The organism is Phytoactinopolyspora alkaliphila (assembly GCF_010550695.1).
Lineage (GTDB): Bacteria > Actinomycetota > Actinomycetes > Jiangellales > Jiangellaceae > Phytoactinopolyspora > Phytoactinopolyspora alkaliphila.
On the sequence record NZ_JAAGOB010000002.1, the window covers coordinates 163,967 to 181,484 of the forward strand.

The window sequence follows — 17,518 nt, forward strand, 5'->3', positions numbered from 1 at the left end:
GACGGTCAGCTCGTCTGAGCCGGCGCATCGGCCATTACGTCGACACCGGCCGCCCGGCCGTCGTCGTTGTTTCCCTGGCCGTCGTCGTCATCTCCGATGATCCGCCCGTCACGCATGCGGACCACCCGCGACGCGCCGCTGGCGACGTCGGCCGAGTGTGTCACCATCAGGATGGTCTGCCCGTCGCCGTGGAGGCGGCGGAACAGCTCCAGGATCTCGACGCCGCCCTCGGAGTCCAACGCGCCCGTCGGCTCGTCGGCCAGCAGCACGGCCGGCTCGTTGACCAGTGCCCTGGCTATCGCCAGCCGCTGTCGCTGGCCGCCGGAGAGCACCGACGGGACCTCCTCGGTCCGGTCTCCCAGGCCCAGCAGGTCCAGCAGGTCGCGGGCACGGGTCTCCGCGGCCTTCCGGCGCATGCCGCCGAGGATCGCCGGCAGAGCGATGTTGTCGAGGGCGGACACGCCCTCCAGCAGGTTGAAGAATTGGAAGACGATGCCGACGTGGTGCCGCCGGAACTTCGCCAGCCAGTTCTCGTCGCGATCGTGGACCTGCAGCTCGTCGACGAACACCTCGCCTTCATCCGCCTGGTCCAGGCCGGCGAAGATGTTCAGCAGTGTCGACTTGCCGCAGCCGGACGGCCCCATCAGCGCGACGAACTCGCCTCGGGCGACGTCGAGGTCGACGCCGCGCAACGCCCGCACTGGCGCAAGCTCCGCTTCGAACGTGCGACGGACGCCACGTGCTTTCAACGCGGTCATCTCTTGCCCCTCTTCTCGGGCATTCAGCCCTCTGGTGATCCGAAGACGCGGCAGGCCGTGACCGGCGCGTCGCGTCCCTTGACGTGTACGGGATCGAGCCGTTCGAACGTCCATTCCGGCGCGGCCAACGCGGTGGCTTCACTGACCACGGTGGTTCCCGCTGGCCGGGCCAGGTCCTGCAGCCGCTGTGCGAGGTTGACGGTGTCGCCGACCAGCGTGTATTCGAGTCTCTCGTCGCTGCCGAGCAGCGCCGCAGCCACCTCACCGGTGGACAGGCCGATGCCCATCCCGAACGGCTCAAGCCCTTCCGTGGCCCAGCCGCGGTCTACCTCGGCTTGCAGACGGTGCATGTCGAGGGCGGCGACCAGCGCCCGCTCGGCATGATCGGCCTGCGGGAACGGTGCGCCGAAGACAGCCATCACCGCGTCCCCCACGTACTGCATGACGGTCCCCTCTTGCTTAAGAATGGCAGAGTTCATGGCTTTGCGGTGCATATTCAGCTGCCGGGCCAGCACTGACGGGTCACTGCGTTCGGCGATGCCGGAGTAGCCCCGGACATCGGACATCAGCACCGTGACCGTCAGCCGTTCGGTGCGGCCGATGGCACCCGGGTCGTCGCGCAGCTTGTCCGCCAGGCCAGAAGGAAGCAGCCGAGACAGGCTCTCGCCCTGTTCCTCGCGGTCCAGGATCGCGTTGTGCAGGGTGCGGAGCCGGTTCAGGGCGTCTCGGCGTCCCGTACTCGCGTCCCGAGCCAAGTGCAAGAAGAGCTGCTCCACAGCGGTGTCGACAGCCGCGGGCGTCGTCTGCAGCTGCGCGGCGATGGCCTTGACGGCCCGACCCTCCGCCACCATGGTCAACAGCGTCTCTTCGTCTTCGGACAATCCGGTGCCGCCCCGTGCGGGAGCCACGAGCGCCGCCACGATCTCTGGATCGAGCATCGAGCCCCCCGCGGCGACCTCCCGCACCGCTCGCACCAGCCGATCCCCGTCCGCGACCCGCTCCTTGAGCAGATACGCGTAACCGGCAGCCCCCTGCGCGAGCAAAGCGACCGCATACTCCGGGTCGCCGTACTGAGACAGCACGACGATCCCCGTCCCGGGCAGGCGCTTACGCACCTCTTTGGCCGCTTCGATCCCCTCGCTGCCGAACCGGGGCGGCATCCGGATGTCCGTGACCACGACCTGTGGACGGTGCTCGGTCGCTTGGGTGACCACGCCGTCGTAATCCTCGGCGGTGGCCACCACATCGACGTCGCCTGCCAGTGTCAGCAGTGCGTGCACACCAGCGCGAACGATGGCGTTGTCATCCGCCAGCAGTACGCTGATCCGTCCGTCTGTCGAGGTCACAAGGCTCATCACACTCCCCAGCAACCTCTTAGTGCCAGGGTGTCGGCCTCCGGATCTGCCGGGGTGCCAGCATCCCCCTCAACGGCCAGCTTGCACCCTGGTACCGCCTGAGCACCAGATCTAACGTCGTCAGTACCGCCGTTCCGGGCGGTACCGATGCTCAGATCGGAGTTGACCACAATGTCTTCCACGACCGTGCGAGCGACGATCACGTCACTTTCCTGGATTCCGTCCGAAGCCGTCACCGGCATGTCCAAAGGCGCGTTCGAGCTGGGTGTGAGTCACTACGACGAGCCCCCGCCGGACTCGTTCGAGGACCTGGAAGAGCTACGCGCGGGTGACCGTTTCCGCTTCGCCAACGTGCTGGCCGCCTCCGGCCGGGTCGAGGACGGCCGGATCGTACGAGCCGTCTACCAGCCGCACTCCACCGTGGTCATGGGCTCTACGACGGTCCGCGTCGGCAGGCTCGGGGCGACGTTCGCGGCGGTGCCGCTGCCGGTCCTTCGTGGCGAGCCTGAGTTCCGGCCCGACGGCAGCGTCCGGCTGACGCAGACGTGCGGCGGGCGGACGGCGGTGCCGATACCCCGGGCCGTCCCCCATCCACCGTTCCTGAAGATGCAGGCACCGTGGGTATGGACCACGCTCGGTCTCACCCTCCGTCCCGACGGCACGTCGGAGACGGAACTCATCGGTGCGAGCACCTTTCCGCGGCATTGGGTGTACGACGCGAGCCGGACGCTGGCGTTCAAATCCGGTCTCACCGACTACGCCGGTTGGGCCGCGCACTCGTTCGGCGCCCGTACGCCGTGGGGAGACGAGGATTCCCCGGCGCTGGTCACCGAGGCGGAGAGCGCGAGCGAACGCGTCCTGTCCAAGCTACTGATGAGTGGCGCGTCCCGGCCGAGAATCACCTCCCTGCGCGCAGGCGAGACGCTCACCCGGCAAGGTGACGCTGGAGACGAGCTGTATCTCCTGCTCGACGGAGTTCTTGCTGTCGACGTCGACGGCGACGAGCTCGCACAGCTGGGCCCCGGCGCGATCCTCGGCGAGCGGGCCGTTCTGGAGCACGGCCTTCGCACGTCGACGCTCACCGCCGTCACACCGGTGCGAGTCGCCGTCGCACCGGGAGACACGATCGACCGGGCTCGGCTCGCCATGCTCGCGGACTCGCATCGGCGCGAAGACCGCGCCGGCCGAGCTGAGCCGGCGTGAAGCTGGTCCTTCACGGGGTTCGCGGCTCGACGCCGGCGTCCGGACCGGGGTTTCTCCGCGTCGGCGGACATACGTCGTGCGTGTCCGTGACCTTGCGCAACGCGGCGGCGCCGGCACTCGTCCTGGACGCGGGGACCGGATTGACCAATCTGTCGGCGATGCTCGGCGGAGCACCGTTTCGCGGCGAGATCGTGCTGAGCCATCTGCACTGGGACCATGTCCAGGGGATCCCGTTCTTCCGGGCGGGCGACACCGCTGCCGCCGACGTCATCCTGCATCTGCCCGCCCAGGACGGCGCCGCGGCGGGCAGGCCGGGATCGGCCGCCACGCTCCTGCGCCGCACGATGTCGCCGCCGCATTTCCCGATCGGCCCGGAAGGCCTTGCCGGTCGATGGCGCTTCGAGGCCCGCGACGCCGGATGGTTCACGGCGGGCGGGGCGAGGGTGCTGCTCGCCGACGTGCCGCACAAGGGCGGGCGAACCTTCGGCATCAGGGTGGAGGCCGACGACGCCTCATTCGCCTATCTGCCGGACCATGATCCTTCTCTCGACCCCGGACCCGGCGTCGCGTTGGCCAAGGGTGTCGACGTGCTTCTTCACGACGCCCAGTTCACCGACGCCGAACGTCGGTGGGCGCGGGCGTACGGGCACGCGACCATCGAAGACGCGATCACCGTGGCGGTCCGCGCCGGAGTGCGCCGCCTAATGCTGGTCCACCACGGACCGGCCCGCACCGACGACCAGATCGAGGAGCTCACCGCGAAGTATGCCGCCGATGCACCACTTCCCGTGACCGTGGGCCGGGAGGGCGACGAACTCGACCTCGGCCGCTGATCGTCACGGGTCGGGAAGCACCCGGAGCCGACGGGTCGCCCGCGCCTGTGTGGCGAGCTCGCCGTCCGGCGGATAACCGACCCGCTCCAGCGTGAGCCCGTGCGCCGGCGCCACCGTCACTGCGGAGTCCCGCACGCCCTTCGCCAACACGGTCGCGGGCCAGTCGACCGGGCGCCGGCCGTCGCCCACGAACAGCAGCGCGCCGATCATCGCGCGAACCTGGTGGTGACAGAACGCGTCCGCCTCGACGACAGCGAACGCGAGCCCATCGACGGTCCGTTCCCACGACAGCGTCCGCAGCTCTCGGATGGTGGTGGCACCAGCCCGGGCGCGGCAGTAGGCGGCGAAGTCGTGCTCACCCAGCAGCCCCGCTGCAGCCGCGTTCATCGCGGCCAGGTCGAGTGGGCGGTCATGCCACAGGATGTGCGAGCGCAGGAGCGGGTCCACGCCGTACGACGAGTCGGCCACCCGATAGACATAGCGACGCCAGATCGCGGAGAAGCGCGCGTCAAACCCGTCAGGTGCGACGGCGGCAGCGGCCACGCGAACGTCGTCGGGCAGCAACCCGGCCAGCCGCCGCACCAATGCGCGTTCCGGCGGCACGTCGGACCGCCCCGGCAATGATTCCCAGCCCTCGACGGGTAAGTCAACGTGGCATACCTGGCCACGAGCATGCACACCGGAGTCCGTCCGTCCCGCCACGGTGAGGCGCGGAGCCTCGGTTCGCAGGACCGTGCCCAAGGCCGTTTCCAGCACACCCTGGACCGTGCGCAGCCCCGGCTGCGCAGCCCACCCGGAGAAGCCGGTGCCGTCGTAGGCGACGTCGAGCCGGACACGCAACAGCCCACCGCTCCCAGGTGCGGAGTCGGTGGGCTGCATGCTGTGAGAATCTCACGGTGCTCGCGGCGGAACACTACCCGGTGCTGGGGCAGGCGGCCACGAGCACCGGCGAGTCAGGCCTTGGCCTCGTCCTCGGGCTCGTCCTGCGAGCCCTCGGCCTCGTCGACCGCGGCTTCCTCGTCGGTGGTCTCGGGTTTCGATTCCTCGGCCGCCTCTGCGGTGACCTCAGCCTCGTCAGCCGCCTCGGCCGCCGGAGCCGCGGTGGTGTCCGCCGCGGCCCGCCGGGTAGCGCTGGTCGCTTCCTGGACGACCTGCTCCGCCAGCGGCTCGACCAGTTCGATGACGGCCATCGGAGCGTTGTCGCCCTTACGCGGGCCGATCTTCACAATCCGGGTGTAGCCGCCGTCGCGGTTCTCGTACCGCGGCCCGATCTCAGTGAAGAGAACGTGGACGATTCCCTTGTCGCGGATCGTGCTCTGCACCTGCCGCCGAGCGTGCAAGTCGCCACGCTTGGCCTTGGTGATCAGCCGCTCCGCCACCGGCCGCAGCCGGCGGGCCTTGGCCTCGGTGGTGGTGATGCTGCCGTGCTCGAACAGCGCCGTAGCCAGGTTGGCCAGGATCGCACGCTGGTGCGACGGCGAACCGCCCAGGCGAGCACCCTTGGTGGGGGTGGGCATCGTGATCTTCTCCTGTGTTGGTCAGTGTTCAGCCCGGACGCCCGAAGGCGACAGGACGGATCAGTACTGCTCGTCCTCAGCGAAGGACTGGTCGTCGTCGCCGTATGCGTCAACCGCCGCGGTGGGGTCGAATCCCGGTGCGCTGTCCTTGAGCCCGAGGCCCATGGTCACCAGCTTCGCCTTCACCTCGTCGATCGACTTCTGCCCGAAGTTGCGGATGTCGAGCAGGTCGGCCTCGCTGCGCGAGACCAGCTCACCCACCGTGTGGATGCCCTCCCGCTTGAGGCAGTTGTAAGACCGGACCGTGAGCTGCAGGTCTTCGATCGGCAGCGCCAGGTCCGCCGCGAGCTGCGCGTCGACCGGCGACGGGCCGATCTCGATGCCCTCGGCCTCGATGTTGAGCTCCCGCGCCAGCCCGAACAGCTCCACGAGGGTGCTACCGGCCGAAGCCAGGGCATCCCGGGGGCGGATCGACTGCTTGGTCTCCACGTCGACGATGAGCTTGTCGAAGTCGGTGCGGCCCTCGACTCGGGTCGCCTCGACCTTGTAGCTGACCTTCAGGACCGGCGAGTAGATGGAGTCGACCGGAATCCGCCCGATCTCGGCGTCGTTGCGCTTGTTCTGCACCGCGGAGACGTAGCCGCGGCCACGCTCGACGGTGAGCTCCATCTCAAGCTTGCCCTTGCCGTTGAGCGTGGCGATGTGCAGGTCTGGGTTGTGCACCTCGACGCCGGCGGGCGGCGCGATGTCCGCCGCCGTCACCGCTCCGGGGCCCTGCTTGCGCAGGTACATCACGACCGGCTCGTCGTGCTCCGACGAAACCACCAGGCCCTTGAGGTTGAGGATGACGTCGGTGACGTCCTCCTTCACCCCCGGGATGGTGGTGAACTCGTGCAGAACTCCGTCGATGCGGATGGAGGTGATCGCCGCTCCCGGAATGGAGGAGAGCAGCGTACGGCGCAGCGAGTTGCCGAGGGTGTAGCCGAAACCGGGCTCCAGTGGCTCGATGACGAACCGGGAGCGATCATCGGCCACGGTCTCCTCGGAGAGCGTGGGACGCTGGGTAATGAGCACGGGTACTTCCTTTCCGCGCCGCCCGCTATTTGACGGTCGCGATCAGGCGTGAGTCCGGTCGTCCACCGGACGACCGGAACCACATCGAGTAGTTTGGTGCGCTACTTCGAGTAGAACTCGACGATCAGCTGTTCCTGAACCGGCGTGTCGATCTGCTGCCGGGTGGGAAGCTGGTGGACGAGGACCCGCAGCTGGTTGGGGATGACTTCCAGCCAGGGCGCTACGGGACGCTCGCCGTGGGTTTCACGAGCGATGATGAAAGGCGTCATCTCGCGGGACTTCTCCCGGACATCGATGACGTCGTAGGGGCTGACCTGGAAGGACGGAACGTCAACCTTGCGTCCGTTCACCAGGAAATGGCCGTGCACGACGAGCTGGCGGGCGTGCCGCCGGGTGCGGGCCAGGCCGGAGCGGTAGATGACGTTGTCCAGCCGCGACTCCAGGATCTGAAGAAGCCGCTCGCCGGTACGTCCCTTGGTCTTGTTCGCCTCTTCATAGTAGCGCCGGAACTGCTTCTCCAGGACGCCGTACGTGTAACGCGCCTTCTGCTTCTCGTGCAGCTGTACGCGGTACTCGCTCTCCTTCTGCCGGCCGCGGCCGTGCTGGCCGGGCGGGTACGGGCGGCGTTCGTAAGCTTTGTCCTCGCCCAGGAGGTCGACGCCGAGACGGCGCGACTTCTTCGTGATGGGGCCGGTGTAACGAGCCATGGTGGTTCAGGTCTCCTCGTGATCTCGGGCGGTCAGACGCGTCGACGCTTCGGCGGACGGCAGCCGTTGTGCGCCTGCGGGGTCACGTCGGAGATCGAGCCGACCTCGAGGCCGACGGCCTGCAGCGACCGGATCGCCGTCTCCCGGCCCGAGCCCGGACCCTTGACGAAGACGTCGACCTTGCGCATGCCGTGCTCCTGAGCGCGACGCGCGGCGGCCTCGGCCGCCATCTGCGCAGCGAACGGAGTCGACTTGCGGGAGCCCTTGAAGCCGACCTGGCCGGCACTGGCCCACGAGATCACGTTCCCCTGCGGGTCGGTGATCGAGACGATGGTGTTGTTGAAGGTGCTCTTGATGTGCGCTACACCATGAGCGACATTCTTGCGTTCCTTACGACGCACCTTGGTTGTGCGCCCCTTGGCTGGTGGCATGTGTGGTTCTCCCTGTCAAAAGTCTGTTGTGGTCAGCACTGGCGAGCGGGCTGCGGAAGCGTTACTTTCCGGCCTTCTTCTTGCCGGCGACGGTCTTCTTGCGGCCCTTGCGCGTACGGGCATTGGTGTGCGTGCGCTGACCACGGACAGGAAGTCCGCGGCGGTGCCGGATGCCCTGGTAGCTGCCGATCTCGATCTTCCGGCGGATGTCGCCCTGCACCTCGCGGCGCAGGTCGCCCTCGATCTGGTAGTTGGCTTCGATCCAGTCACGGAGCTTCACGAGCTCCTCGTCGCCGAGATCCTTGACCCGAAGGTCCGGGCTGATGCCGGTCTGCTTCAGGGTCTCGAGCGAACGGGTCCGGCCGATGCCGAAAATGTAGGTAAGTGCGACCTCGAGGCGCTTGTCGCGCGGGAGGTCTACACCAACAAGGCGTGCCATGTGGTTCTCGCTTCTCCTCAAACGAGTGCGATGGTCTGTGCGCGTCGCGTCTCGGCCGGCCATGCTTGGCGGTCGAGCCCCGGCCAACGCTTCCGGGGGTGGGCACCCACGTGAGTCTCGGTGTGGGCGGTGCTGACGCGCTGAGTGATATTCAGTTGTCTCGGGGCGATCCGGCCTGGAACGGCCGCGCCGGTGGTGTGATCAGCCCTGCCGCTGCTTGTGACGCGGGTTATCGCAGATAACCATCACACGGCGGTGGCGGCGGATCACTCTGCACTTGTCGCACATGGGCTTGACGCTCGGCTTGACCTTCATCAGATCTCTCTCATCAACGCGTGTTGCGTAGGTCGGACGGGCTGGCCCGCGCCTTCAACACATGTGAATGGGTTACTTGTAGCGGTAGACGATGCGACCGCGGGTCAGGTCGTACGGACTCAGCTCGACCACAACCCGGTCCTGCGGGAGGATCCGGATGTAGTACTGACGCATCTTTCCGGAAATGTGTGCAAGGACCTTGTGACCATTGTCCAGCTCCACCCTGAACATGGCGTTGGGTAGAGCTTCGGCCACGGTGCCCTCGATCTCGATGACCCCGTCTTTTTTCGCCATAGCCTCCGCACTTCTTCGTCTTGTCGACTGCCTCAGGCACACTGATCCGCCACCACGCAACGTGCCGGCGGTGAGCCTGGCCGCACACTTCTATCCTCGACGACAAGCATCGGGATCAGCCGCGAAGGCGCGATCAGGCAAGCCACAGTGGGCCAACGCCAGATTCTACGCCACAACCCACGGCCAAGCCAAACCGCCAGGCGGCGGCAAAACTGGGCGGTAAGCCACCACGCCCGCTTGCTCCCCGCGCTGTGTCACCTGATCGTCGATATGTCGTCTGATCGTTCTACTGGTTGTGATCAGACGTCGAACACCGCGACAGATGCCGGAGTGTGCCATCTGATCTCGTCTCACGGTGTGGACGCGAGACGATCAGGTGTCCGAACTGACTCCATACCCGGGCCTTGGTCATCTGATCCATGTGACTCACCGGCGTCGTTGCAGCGGAAACGTCATGTACCGACCACCCCGCACAAGACAGACAGCGTAGCGCGCTAGTGGTGAGCGACAGCTAGATCGGCTGAGCCATCCCCGGTGGATCAGATGACGATGACGCGCACAAGGGCGCCGCTTGGCCATCTGATCCTCTTGCGTCCACACGGTGAGATAGATCAGGTGGCACATCGGGGCCGCTGCCAGCGTGTTCGTCGTCTGATCATCACCACCGGAAACGATCAGACGACGTATCGACGATCAGGTGACACAACCGGGACGAGGCTTCATTTCAGTGGACGGTCGCCCCATTTGGAGCGGTAGGCGAGCTCGCCGGTACCGAGGACGACGCCCCATGGTCCCGCCACCCACAACGGCCAGAGGTATTGCAGGCCCTCGTCCGAGGCCACCAGCACCAGGAACCAGATCACCATGCTCAAGGCAACGGTGGCGCCGTAGACCCACCAGCTCACCGTCAGCAGGGTACGGGCGATGCGCTGCAGCGTGATCCGCCGCGCCGGTGGTGGAGCGGACCGGGGCAGCCGATTGACCTGCGGCATGAGGGGAGCGGGACTTCTCCGCGCGATCGGGAGGTCGTCGATCACGTCGTCGAGTTGCCGGTAGGTGCGAGCTCCGTACGCGGACTCGATCCGGTTCATGAGTTCGTCCTGGTCGAGGCGGCCCTCGGTGTGGGCTTCCTGCAAGATCTCGACCACGCGCTCGCGGTCGGAGTCACTGGCGCGCATATCGGACCGGCTGGGCATGCGTCCAGTATCGGCGAAGGCGCGTCTCACGGCCATGGGGGTAACCCCCGATTCCGCCCTCAGGGACGCCCGTGCGTGAAGCGGGACTCGTCAGGACAGGGCGCCCGAATGGTGCACACCGAGCGCCGAGAGCCGTTCTACTCCGCCATCGGGCGCCGTCAGCACGAACGGCCCGTCGTCGGTGACCGCCACGCTGTGCTCGACGTGGGCCGCCGATGATCCGTCCGCGCTCTTGACCGTCCAACCGTCCGCCAGAGTCACGGTGTCCGCGCCGCCGTTGGTGATCATCGGCTCGATCGCCAGACACAGGCCGGGCACCAGTTTCGGCCCACGCTGCCGGGTGCGGTAGTTCATCACGTGTGGATCCTGGTGCATCTGAGTGCCGATCCCGTGCCCGCCGAACTCCTCGACGATGCCGTACTCGCCCCGCGCGCGAACCAGGTTCTCCACCGCCGTGCCGATATCGCGAAGCCGCCCGCCCGGCTGCATCGCAGCGATTCCGGCCCACAACGCGTCCTCGCAGGTGGTGAGCATGTGGGCGACGTCCTCGGGGATCTCGCCCACCGGGATGGTGACGGCGGCATCGCCGTGCCAACCGTCGAGGACCGCGCCGAAGTCGAGCGACACGATGTCGCCCTCCTGGAACGGAGTGTCGTTCGGGATGCCGTGAACGACGACGTCATTGACCGACACGCACACGGTCGCCGGAAAGCCGTGGTAGCCGAGGAAGTTCGACCGGGCGCCGCGGGCGGCCAGTTCGCGCCGGGCGATCGCGTCCAGGTCCATGCCGGTGGTGCCCGGCTGTACCGCCTCGCGCATCACCGCATGGATCTCGGCGACCACCAGCCCAGCGGCGCGCATGCCGGCGAGTTGTGCCTTGTCCTTGATCTCCAAAGTCGGCCGTTTCACGTCGGCTGCCGGTTCACGCTTCCGGGCTGGCCGCGGAGATCGCGTCCTCCACCCGTGCGGCCACGTCGTCGACCGCGCCTTGGCCGTCGACTCGCAGCAACAGACCTCGTTCGGCGTATACCGCCGTCAACGGAGCGGTCTGCTCCCGGTAGACCCGGAGCCGGTTACGGATGACCTCTTCGGAATCGTCTGTGCGTCCCTCTTCGGCGGCCCGCTTCAGCAGCCGCGCCACGATCTCGTCCTCGTCGACGACGAGCTCGATCACGTGCTCCAGCGGCGCGTTCTGCGCGGCGAGCACGTTGTCCAGAAATTCGACCTGGGACAGGGTCCGGGGGTAGCCGTCCAGCAGAAAGCCACTGGCGGTATCGGGCTGCGCAAGCCGGTCGCGAACCATATCGTTGGTGATCTCGTCCGGAACGTAGTCGCCGGCGTCCATGTAACGCTGCGCCTCGACACCGAGCGGGGTGCCCTCAGACACGTTGGCGCGGAAGATGTCGCCGGTGGAGATCGCCGGCACGCCGAAATACTCCGCGACCAGGACTGCCTGGGTGCCTTTGCCCGCCCCGGGAGGGCCCATGATGAGAAGTCGGGTCACTTCAAGAATCCCTCGTAGTTGCGCTGCTGCAGCTGGCCCTCGATCTGCTGCACGGTCTGGAGTCCGACACCGACCATGATCAGGATGCTCGTGCCGCCGAACGTGTTGCTGAACGCCATGCCGCTACCCGGATTGATGATGTTGAACGCCATCAGAGGCAGCAGCGCCACCAGGCCGAGGTAGATGGCCCCCGCGGACGTGATGCGGTTCAGGATGTATGCGAGGTATTCCTCCGTGGGCCGGCCCGCCCGGATGCCCGGGACAAAGCCGCCGTAGCGCTTCATGTTGTCGGAGATGTCCTTCGGGTTGAACGTGATCGACACGTAGAAGAACGCGAAGCCCACGATCAGCAGGAAGTAGAACGCCAGATAGATCGGGTGATCACCACGCTGGAAGTGTCGCTCGACCCAGCCAGCCCAGCTTGCGTCGGCGTTGAACTGAGCGGCCAGCATCGGGACATAGAGGAGCGAGGAGGCGAAGATGACGGGGATCACGCCGGCCTGGTTGATCTTCAGCGGGATGTACGTCGACGAGCCGCCGTACATCTTTCGCCCGACCATCCGCTTGGCGTACTGCACGGGGATGCGTCGCTGAGACATCTCGACGAAGACGATGAGCGACACCACCACGAGCGCGACCGCCAGCACCAGGGCGAAGATGCCCCAGCCGCGCGTCACCTGGATGTTCCAGAACATGCCCGGCACGCTCGCGACGATCTGCGTGAAGATCAGCATGGACATGCCGTTGCCGACGCCTCGGTCGGTGATGAGCTCTCCCAGCCACATGACCACCGCTGTGCCCGCGGTCATGGTGAGGATCATCAGCGCGATCCATTGCACGGAGTTGTTGGCGACCAGGTCCTCGGCACAGCCGGGGAAGAACCGGCCGCTTTCCACCAGCGTGATGATGGTGGTGGACTGCAGGATGGCCAACCCGATGGTCAGGTATCGCGTGTACTGGGTGATCTGCGCCTGGCCGGACTGCCCTTCCTTCTTCAGCGCCTCGAGCTTCGGAATCACCACAGTCAGCAGCTGGAAGATGATCGCAGCCGTGATGTAGGGGATGATGCCGAGCGCGAAGATCGCCAGATTGAGCAGCGCCCCGCCGGTGAACAGATCGAGCATTCCGTAGAGACCGAAGCCCTCGCTCTCCCGGGCCTGGTCAACACAGATGCCGACCGCTTCCACGTCGATGTTCGGGGTGGGGATGGCCGAGCCGAGTCTGAACAGGACAATGATGCCCAGTGTGAACAGCAGCTTCTGCCGCAGGTCAGGCGTCCGGAACGCCTGAACGAACACTCTGAGCACGTCACTGCCTCCTGAAGGCCGTCATTACGTGGCGACCCTTCGATCGTGTGGGACCCCTCAGCCGGCCACCGCGATGAACGACGGCCGACCCCGGGACGATAACGTATCCGGCCACCCAGAACCTAACCCCGGTCACCTGCTCGAGGTCACCTGAAGGCGCTCATCTGGGCACCGGATACGTCATCACTACAGTTCAGTTGTGGATCCGCCGGCAGCGGCGATCTTTTCCTTGGCCGAGCCGGAGAACGCATGCGCCGTCACGTCGAGCTTGACCGAGACGTCGCCGGTGCCGAGCACCTTGACCGGGTGACCGGAACGCACAGCGCCCTTGTCGACCAGGTCGGCGACGGTGACCGAGCCACCCTCGGGGAACAACGTGGCAAGCTTGTCGAGGTTGACGACCTGGTACTCGGTCCGGAACGGGTTCTTGAAGCCCTTCAGCTTCGGAAGCCGCATGTGCAGCGGCATCTGCCCACCCTCGAACCTGGCCGGGACCTGGTTGCGAGCCTTCGTACCCTTGGTACCGCGTCCGGCGGTCTTACCCTTCGACGCCTCACCGCGACCGACCCGGATCTTGGCCTTCTTGGCCCCCGGGGCGGGACGCAGGTGGTGCGGCTTGAGCGGGGATTCACCACTCATCGCGTCAGTCCACCTCCTCGACGGTGACCAGATGGGACACCGTGTTGACCATGCCGCGAACCTCAGGTCGGTCTTCCCTGACGACCTCGTCGCCAATGCGCTTCAGACCTAAAGAGCGCAACGAATTACGCTGCGACGACGTTCCGCCGATCGTGCTTTTGACCTGTCGGATCTTGAGCTGGCTCATGCGTTGGCCTCCGCTCGGGCCCGCAGGAGTGCCGCCGGCGCCACATCCTCGAGCGGCAGGCCGCGTCGTGCAGCCACCTGCTCGGGACGTTCGAGACCGCGCAGAGCGGCCACCGTCGCGTGCACGATGTTGATCGCATTGCTGGAGCCCAGCGACTTGCTCAGCACGTCACTGATCCCGGCTGCTTCCAGCACCGCGCGGACCGGGCCGCCCGCGATGACTCCGGTACCCGGCGACGCCGGACGCAGAAGAACGACGCCTGCCGCCTTCTCACCCTGCACCGGATGCGGGATGGTTCCCTGAATCCGCGGCACCTTGAAGAACTGCTTCTTGGCTTCCTCGACACCCTTGGCGATCGCCGCGGGCACCTCCTTGGCCTTGCCGTAGCCGACGCCGACGGTTCCATCACCGTCGCCCACGACCACCAGGGCGGTGAAGCTGAAGCGCCGGCCACCCTGCACGACCTTGGCGACACGGTTGATGGCGACGACGCGCTCGATGTAGGCGGTCTTATCCGCCCCGCCGTCGCCGCGACGGTTGTCGCGGTCGCGACGGTCACGGCGTTCGCGGCGCTCGCCACCGGCACCGCCTGCGCGGCGCTGTGGTTCAGCCATGATCTCCTCTTTCGTTCGAATTCGTCGTCAGTCTCATCTGGTCGACTCTCCGCTTACAGTTTCAGACCCGACTCGCGGGCGCCGTCCGCTACCGCGGCCACCCGGCCGTGGTACCGGTTGCCGCCCCGGTCGAACACGACGGCATCGACGCCGGCGGCCTTCGCCCGCTCGCCGACGATCTCGCCGACCCTACGGGCCTTGGCGGTCTTGTCGCCCTCGAGCGTGCGCAGGTCGGACTCCATGCTGGACGCCGAGGCGATGGTGCGCCCGGTCGTGTCGTCCACGACCTGCGCCACCATGTGCCGCAGCGATCGGGAAACCACCAGCCGAGGACGCTGCGTGGTTCCACTGATCCGCTTGCGAACCCGCAGATGCCGCCGGCTTCGCGCAGCAGCCTTGTCGCCACGCTTCACGCGACGGTTGATCGCGATACCCATGGTTACTTACCAGCCTTTCCGACCTTGCGCCGGACCTTCTCGCCCTCGTAGCGGATGCCCTTGCCCTTGTACGGCTCCGGCGGGCGAACCCCGCGGATCCGCGCGGCGGCGTGACCGACTCGCTGCTTGTCGATGCCCTGCACCGAGAACCTCGTCGGAGACTCGACCACGAAGGTGATGCCTTCGGGCGCCTCGAACACCACGGGGTGGCTGAAGCCGACCGCGAGCTCGATGTTCGATCCCTTGGCGGTGACCCGGTAGCCGACCCCGACGATCTCCAGCTTCTTCTCGTACCCGTTCGTCACGCCGGTGACCATGTTCGACACCAGCGTCCGGGTCAGCCCGTGCAGGGCCTTGTTCTGGCCCTCGTCGTTCGGACGACGCACCTCGAGAGTGCCGTCCTCCACCCGCTCCAGGTCGATGGTCTCCGGCAGCGTGTGCTGCAGCGTTCCCTTCGGCCCCTTGACCGTGACCTCACGGCCCTCGACGGCGACGTCGACACCGGCCGGCACGGGAATCGGGAGCTTGCCAATACGCGACATGTTCCTCTAACGCTCCCTTCCTGCTACCAGACGTAGGCGAGGACTTCCCCGCCCACCCCTTGCTTGGCCGCGGCACGATCGGTCAGCAAGCCGTGCGATGTCGAAATGATCGCGACCCCGAGGCCACCGAGCACCTTCGGCATGTTGTTGGCCTTCGCGTAGACGCGCAGACCCGGCTTGCTCACCCGGCGCACGCCGGCGATGGAACGCTCACGGGAGGGGCCGTACTTCAGCGACACCACAAGGGTGCTACCGGTCTTGTCCTCGTCGGCTTCCTCGACGTTGAATCCGCCGATGTAGCCCTCTTGCTTGAGGATCTCCGCGATGTGCGCCTTGAGCTTGCTGTACGGCATCGCCACGGTGTCGTGGTACGCCGAGTTGGCGTTCCGCAGACGCGTGAGCATGTCTGCGATTGGATCGGTCATGGTCATGGTCGTATGAACCACTTTCCCGCCGCGGTTTCCGCGTCAGCGGACCTTCGGCGATCGAGAAATGTCACCAGCTTGGCCAATTACCAGCTGGATTTCGTCACACCGGGAAGCTCACCGCGGTGAGCCATCTCGCGCAGGCAGACCCGGCAGAGCCCGAACTTGCGATACACGGAATGCGGACGACCGCACTTCTGGCACCGCGTGTAGGCGCGGACAGCGAACTTCGGCTTCCGCTGTGACTTGTTGATCAGCGCTTTCTTCGCCACGTCAGTTCTCCTCGCTCATCGTTCGTCACTTCTCCTTGAACGGGAAGCCCAGGTGGCGCAGCAGCGCCCGGCCTTCGTCGTCGTTGGTAGCCGACGTCACGACCGTGATGTCCATGCCGCGTACCCGGTCGATCTTGTCCTGGTCGATCTCGTGGAACATCGACTGCTCGTTGAGACCGAAGGTGTAGTTGCCACGACCGTCGAACTGCTTGGGCGACAGCCCACGGAAGTCACGGATGCGCGGCAGCGCGATCGAGACCAGGCGGTCCAGGAACTCCCACATCCGGTCCCCGCGCAGGGTCACGTGGGCACCGATCGGCATACCCTCACGCAGCTTGAACTGCGCGATGGACTTCCGGGCCTTGGTCACGGCCGGCTTCTGACCCGTGATGTCAGCCAGGTCGCGCACCGCGCCCTCGATCAGCTTCGCATCACGAGCCGCTTCGCCCACGCCCATGTTGACCACGACCTTCTGGACCGTGGGCACCTGCATGATGTTGGCGATGTCGAACTCGTCCCGCAGCGCCGACACGATCTCCTCGCGGTAGCGCTGCTTCAGGCGCGGGATGTCTGTGGTGGTAGTGCTCATCAGCCTTCCCTGCCGATCAGATCGTCTCGCCGGTGCGCTTGGCATACCGGACCTTGTTGCCGTCGTCGTCGAATCGGTAGCCGACCCGGGTGCCGACGGTCTTCTTCTCGCCCTCGACGTCGACCTCGACCGCAAGCTGCACGTTGGACACGTGGATGGGAGCCTCCTGGTGGATGATCCCACCACCCTCGCTGCCCCGAGCCGTACGAGTCGGCTTGGCGTGCTTGGTGATGCGGTTGACGCCCTCGACGAGCACCTTATCTTCGCGGGGGTACGCCGTGATGACCTTGCCGACCACGCCCTTGTCGCGGCCCGCGATCACAACGACCTTGTCGCCCTTCTTGACGCGCATGGTTTACAGCACCTCCGGAGCGAGAGAGATGATGCGCATGAAGCGCTTCTCCCGAAGCTCGCGGCCGACCGGCCCGAAGATACGCGTGCCACGCGGGTCGCCGCCGTCGCGGATGATGACGGCCGCGTTCTCGTCGAACCGGATATACGAACCGTCCGGGCGACGCCGCTCCTTCACGGTCCGGACGATGACGGCCTTGACGACGTCACCTTTCTTCACGCCGCCGCCGGGGATGGCATCCTTCACGGTCGCCACCACGACGTCGCCGATGCCGGCATATCGCCGGCCCGAGCCGCCGAGCACACGGATGCACAAAAGCTCCTTCGCACCCGTGTTGTCGGCGACGCGTAGTCGCGACTCCTGCTGAATCATCTCTAAAGGCTCCTGTTTGTCGCGCTGGTTCTCATCACTCGGCTCTCGCCCACCGATGAGCCTGGCGGAACGGACCTTGGGGCTTTGCCCCCTGGCTTGTCTATGGCTTGGCGGGCCCGGCCCCTACGTGTTGGGGTCGCGGGGCCGAACCCGCAC

General features: G+C 66.5%; 26 protein-coding genes. 2 read left to right on the forward strand and 24 right to left on the reverse strand.

All coding sequences use genetic code 11. The features are described 5' to 3' along the window. Positions 1 to 5: 5 nt before the first annotated feature. On the reverse strand, positions 6 to 758 hold the full coding sequence (locus tag G1H11_RS03720) for an ABC transporter ATP-binding protein (protein ID WP_174257376.1): 753 nt from the start codon (positions 756 to 758) through the stop codon (positions 6 to 8). Between the two features lie 23 nt (positions 759 to 781). After that, entirely contained in the window at positions 782 to 2,113 is a 1,332-nt protein-coding gene (locus tag G1H11_RS03725) for an adenylate/guanylate cyclase domain-containing protein (protein WP_163816213.1), read from the reverse strand. Positions 2,114 to 2,299: 186 nt separating this feature from the next. Between G1H11_RS03725 and G1H11_RS26840 the strand changes: the two genes are divergently transcribed. Continuing rightward, positions 2,300 to 3,316 carry a cyclic nucleotide-binding domain-containing protein gene (locus G1H11_RS26840; RefSeq protein WP_163816215.1) on the forward strand — a complete coding sequence of 339 codons (1,017 nt, stop codon included), beginning with the start codon at positions 2,300 to 2,302 and terminating at the stop codon, positions 3,314 to 3,316. An 80-nt stretch (positions 3,317 to 3,396) separates the two neighbouring features. After that, positions 3,397 to 4,149: an MBL fold metallo-hydrolase gene (locus G1H11_RS03735; protein WP_163816217.1), complete on the forward strand. Its 753-nt coding sequence runs from the start codon at positions 3,397 to 3,399 to the stop codon at positions 4,147 to 4,149. A 3-nt stretch (positions 4,150 to 4,152) separates the two neighbouring features. Here the strand turns inward: G1H11_RS03735 and truA are convergent, their stop codons facing one another. From truA to rplN, 22 genes are all read right to left on the reverse strand, one after another. Beyond that, on the reverse strand, positions 4,153 to 5,028 hold the full coding sequence (gene truA / locus G1H11_RS03740; RefSeq protein WP_163816219.1) for a tRNA pseudouridine(38-40) synthase TruA: 876 nt from the start codon (positions 5,026 to 5,028) through the stop codon (positions 4,153 to 4,155). 74 nt (positions 5,029 to 5,102) lie between these two features. Further along, positions 5,103 to 5,666 (reverse strand): 50S ribosomal protein L17, encoded by a 564-nt coding sequence (gene rplQ, locus G1H11_RS26845; RefSeq protein WP_163816221.1) that lies wholly within the window; start codon positions 5,664 to 5,666, stop codon positions 5,103 to 5,105. A gap of 60 nt (positions 5,667 to 5,726) precedes the next feature. After that, on the reverse strand, positions 5,727 to 6,740 hold the full coding sequence (locus G1H11_RS03750) for a DNA-directed RNA polymerase subunit alpha (protein ID WP_163816223.1): 1,014 nt from the start codon (positions 6,738 to 6,740) through the stop codon (positions 5,727 to 5,729). A 101-nt stretch (positions 6,741 to 6,841) separates the two neighbouring features. Then, positions 6,842 to 7,447 carry a 30S ribosomal protein S4 gene (gene rpsD, locus G1H11_RS03755; protein WP_163816225.1) on the reverse strand — a complete coding sequence of 202 codons (606 nt, stop codon included), beginning with the start codon at positions 7,445 to 7,447 and terminating at the stop codon, positions 6,842 to 6,844. Positions 7,448 to 7,479: 32 nt separating this feature from the next. After that, entirely contained in the window at positions 7,480 to 7,878 is a 399-nt protein-coding gene (rpsK, locus tag G1H11_RS03760) for a 30S ribosomal protein S11 (RefSeq protein ID WP_163816227.1), read from the reverse strand. Between the two features lie 61 nt (positions 7,879 to 7,939). Then, positions 7,940 to 8,317: a 30S ribosomal protein S13 gene (gene rpsM / locus G1H11_RS03765; protein WP_163816229.1), complete on the reverse strand. Its 378-nt coding sequence runs from the start codon at positions 8,315 to 8,317 to the stop codon at positions 7,940 to 7,942. 201 nt (positions 8,318 to 8,518) lie between these two features. Continuing rightward, positions 8,519 to 8,632 (reverse strand): 50S ribosomal protein L36, encoded by a 114-nt coding sequence (gene rpmJ / locus G1H11_RS03770; RefSeq protein ID WP_163816231.1) that lies wholly within the window; start codon positions 8,630 to 8,632, stop codon positions 8,519 to 8,521. A gap of 72 nt (positions 8,633 to 8,704) precedes the next feature. Then, entirely contained in the window at positions 8,705 to 8,926 is a 222-nt protein-coding gene (infA, locus tag G1H11_RS03775) for a translation initiation factor IF-1 (RefSeq protein WP_163816233.1), read from the reverse strand. Between the two features lie 719 nt (positions 8,927 to 9,645). Then, entirely contained in the window at positions 9,646 to 10,122 is a 477-nt protein-coding gene (locus G1H11_RS03780) for a DUF1707 SHOCT-like domain-containing protein (RefSeq protein ID WP_163816235.1), read from the reverse strand. A gap of 90 nt (positions 10,123 to 10,212) precedes the next feature. Further along, on the reverse strand, positions 10,213 to 11,031 hold the full coding sequence (gene map, locus G1H11_RS03785; RefSeq protein WP_163816237.1) for a type I methionyl aminopeptidase: 819 nt from the start codon (positions 11,029 to 11,031) through the stop codon (positions 10,213 to 10,215). Between the two features lie 13 nt (positions 11,032 to 11,044). Then, positions 11,045 to 11,626, reverse strand: a complete 582-nt coding sequence (locus G1H11_RS03790; protein WP_343074800.1) for an adenylate kinase — start codon at positions 11,624 to 11,626, stop codon at positions 11,045 to 11,047. Next, positions 11,623 to 12,933, reverse strand: a complete 1,311-nt coding sequence (gene secY / locus G1H11_RS03795; protein ID WP_163816239.1) for a preprotein translocase subunit SecY — start codon at positions 12,931 to 12,933, stop codon at positions 11,623 to 11,625. Before secY ends, G1H11_RS03790 begins: the two co-directional genes overlap by 4 nt. Positions 12,934 to 13,119: 186 nt before the next feature. Next, a complete protein-coding gene (rplO, locus tag G1H11_RS03800; RefSeq protein ID WP_163816240.1) occupies positions 13,120 to 13,572 on the reverse strand; it encodes a 50S ribosomal protein L15 in 453 nt (150 codons plus the stop codon). 4 nt (positions 13,573 to 13,576) lie between these two features. Further along, complete coding sequence (rpmD, locus tag G1H11_RS03805) at positions 13,577 to 13,759, reverse strand: 50S ribosomal protein L30 (RefSeq protein ID WP_163816242.1); 183 nt, start codon at positions 13,757 to 13,759, stop codon at positions 13,577 to 13,579. Further along, positions 13,756 to 14,373 (reverse strand): 30S ribosomal protein S5, encoded by a 618-nt coding sequence (gene rpsE, locus G1H11_RS03810; protein WP_163816244.1) that lies wholly within the window; start codon positions 14,371 to 14,373, stop codon positions 13,756 to 13,758. The genes rpmD and rpsE overlap by 4 nt, the downstream gene beginning before the upstream one ends. 53 nt (positions 14,374 to 14,426) lie before the next feature. Continuing rightward, positions 14,427 to 14,810 carry a 50S ribosomal protein L18 gene (gene rplR / locus G1H11_RS03815; protein ID WP_163816245.1) on the reverse strand — a complete coding sequence of 128 codons (384 nt, stop codon included), beginning with the start codon at positions 14,808 to 14,810 and terminating at the stop codon, positions 14,427 to 14,429. Between the two features lie 2 nt (positions 14,811 to 14,812). Continuing rightward, positions 14,813 to 15,352 carry a 50S ribosomal protein L6 gene (gene rplF / locus G1H11_RS03820; protein ID WP_163816247.1) on the reverse strand — a complete coding sequence of 180 codons (540 nt, stop codon included), beginning with the start codon at positions 15,350 to 15,352 and terminating at the stop codon, positions 14,813 to 14,815. Between the two features lie 23 nt (positions 15,353 to 15,375). Next, positions 15,376 to 15,783, reverse strand: coding sequence for a 30S ribosomal protein S8 (rpsH, locus tag G1H11_RS03825; protein ID WP_163816249.1), 408 nt, complete (start codon positions 15,781 to 15,783; stop codon positions 15,376 to 15,378). A gap of 80 nt (positions 15,784 to 15,863) precedes the next feature. Then, the gene (locus G1H11_RS03830) at positions 15,864 to 16,049 is read right to left on the reverse strand and encodes a type Z 30S ribosomal protein S14 (RefSeq protein WP_163816251.1); all 186 of its coding nucleotides are present in this window, start codon (positions 16,047 to 16,049) and stop codon (positions 15,864 to 15,866) included. A gap of 25 nt (positions 16,050 to 16,074) precedes the next feature. Next, positions 16,075 to 16,638: a 50S ribosomal protein L5 gene (gene rplE, locus G1H11_RS03835; protein WP_163816253.1), complete on the reverse strand. Its 564-nt coding sequence runs from the start codon at positions 16,636 to 16,638 to the stop codon at positions 16,075 to 16,077. Positions 16,639 to 16,654: 16 nt separating this feature from the next. Beyond that, positions 16,655 to 16,990, reverse strand: a complete 336-nt coding sequence (rplX, locus tag G1H11_RS03840; protein ID WP_163816255.1) for a 50S ribosomal protein L24 — start codon at positions 16,988 to 16,990, stop codon at positions 16,655 to 16,657. 3 nt (positions 16,991 to 16,993) lie between these two features. Next, positions 16,994 to 17,362, reverse strand: coding sequence for a 50S ribosomal protein L14 (gene rplN, locus G1H11_RS03845; protein WP_163816256.1), 369 nt, complete (start codon positions 17,360 to 17,362; stop codon positions 16,994 to 16,996). Positions 17,363 to 17,518: the final 156 nt, after the last annotated feature.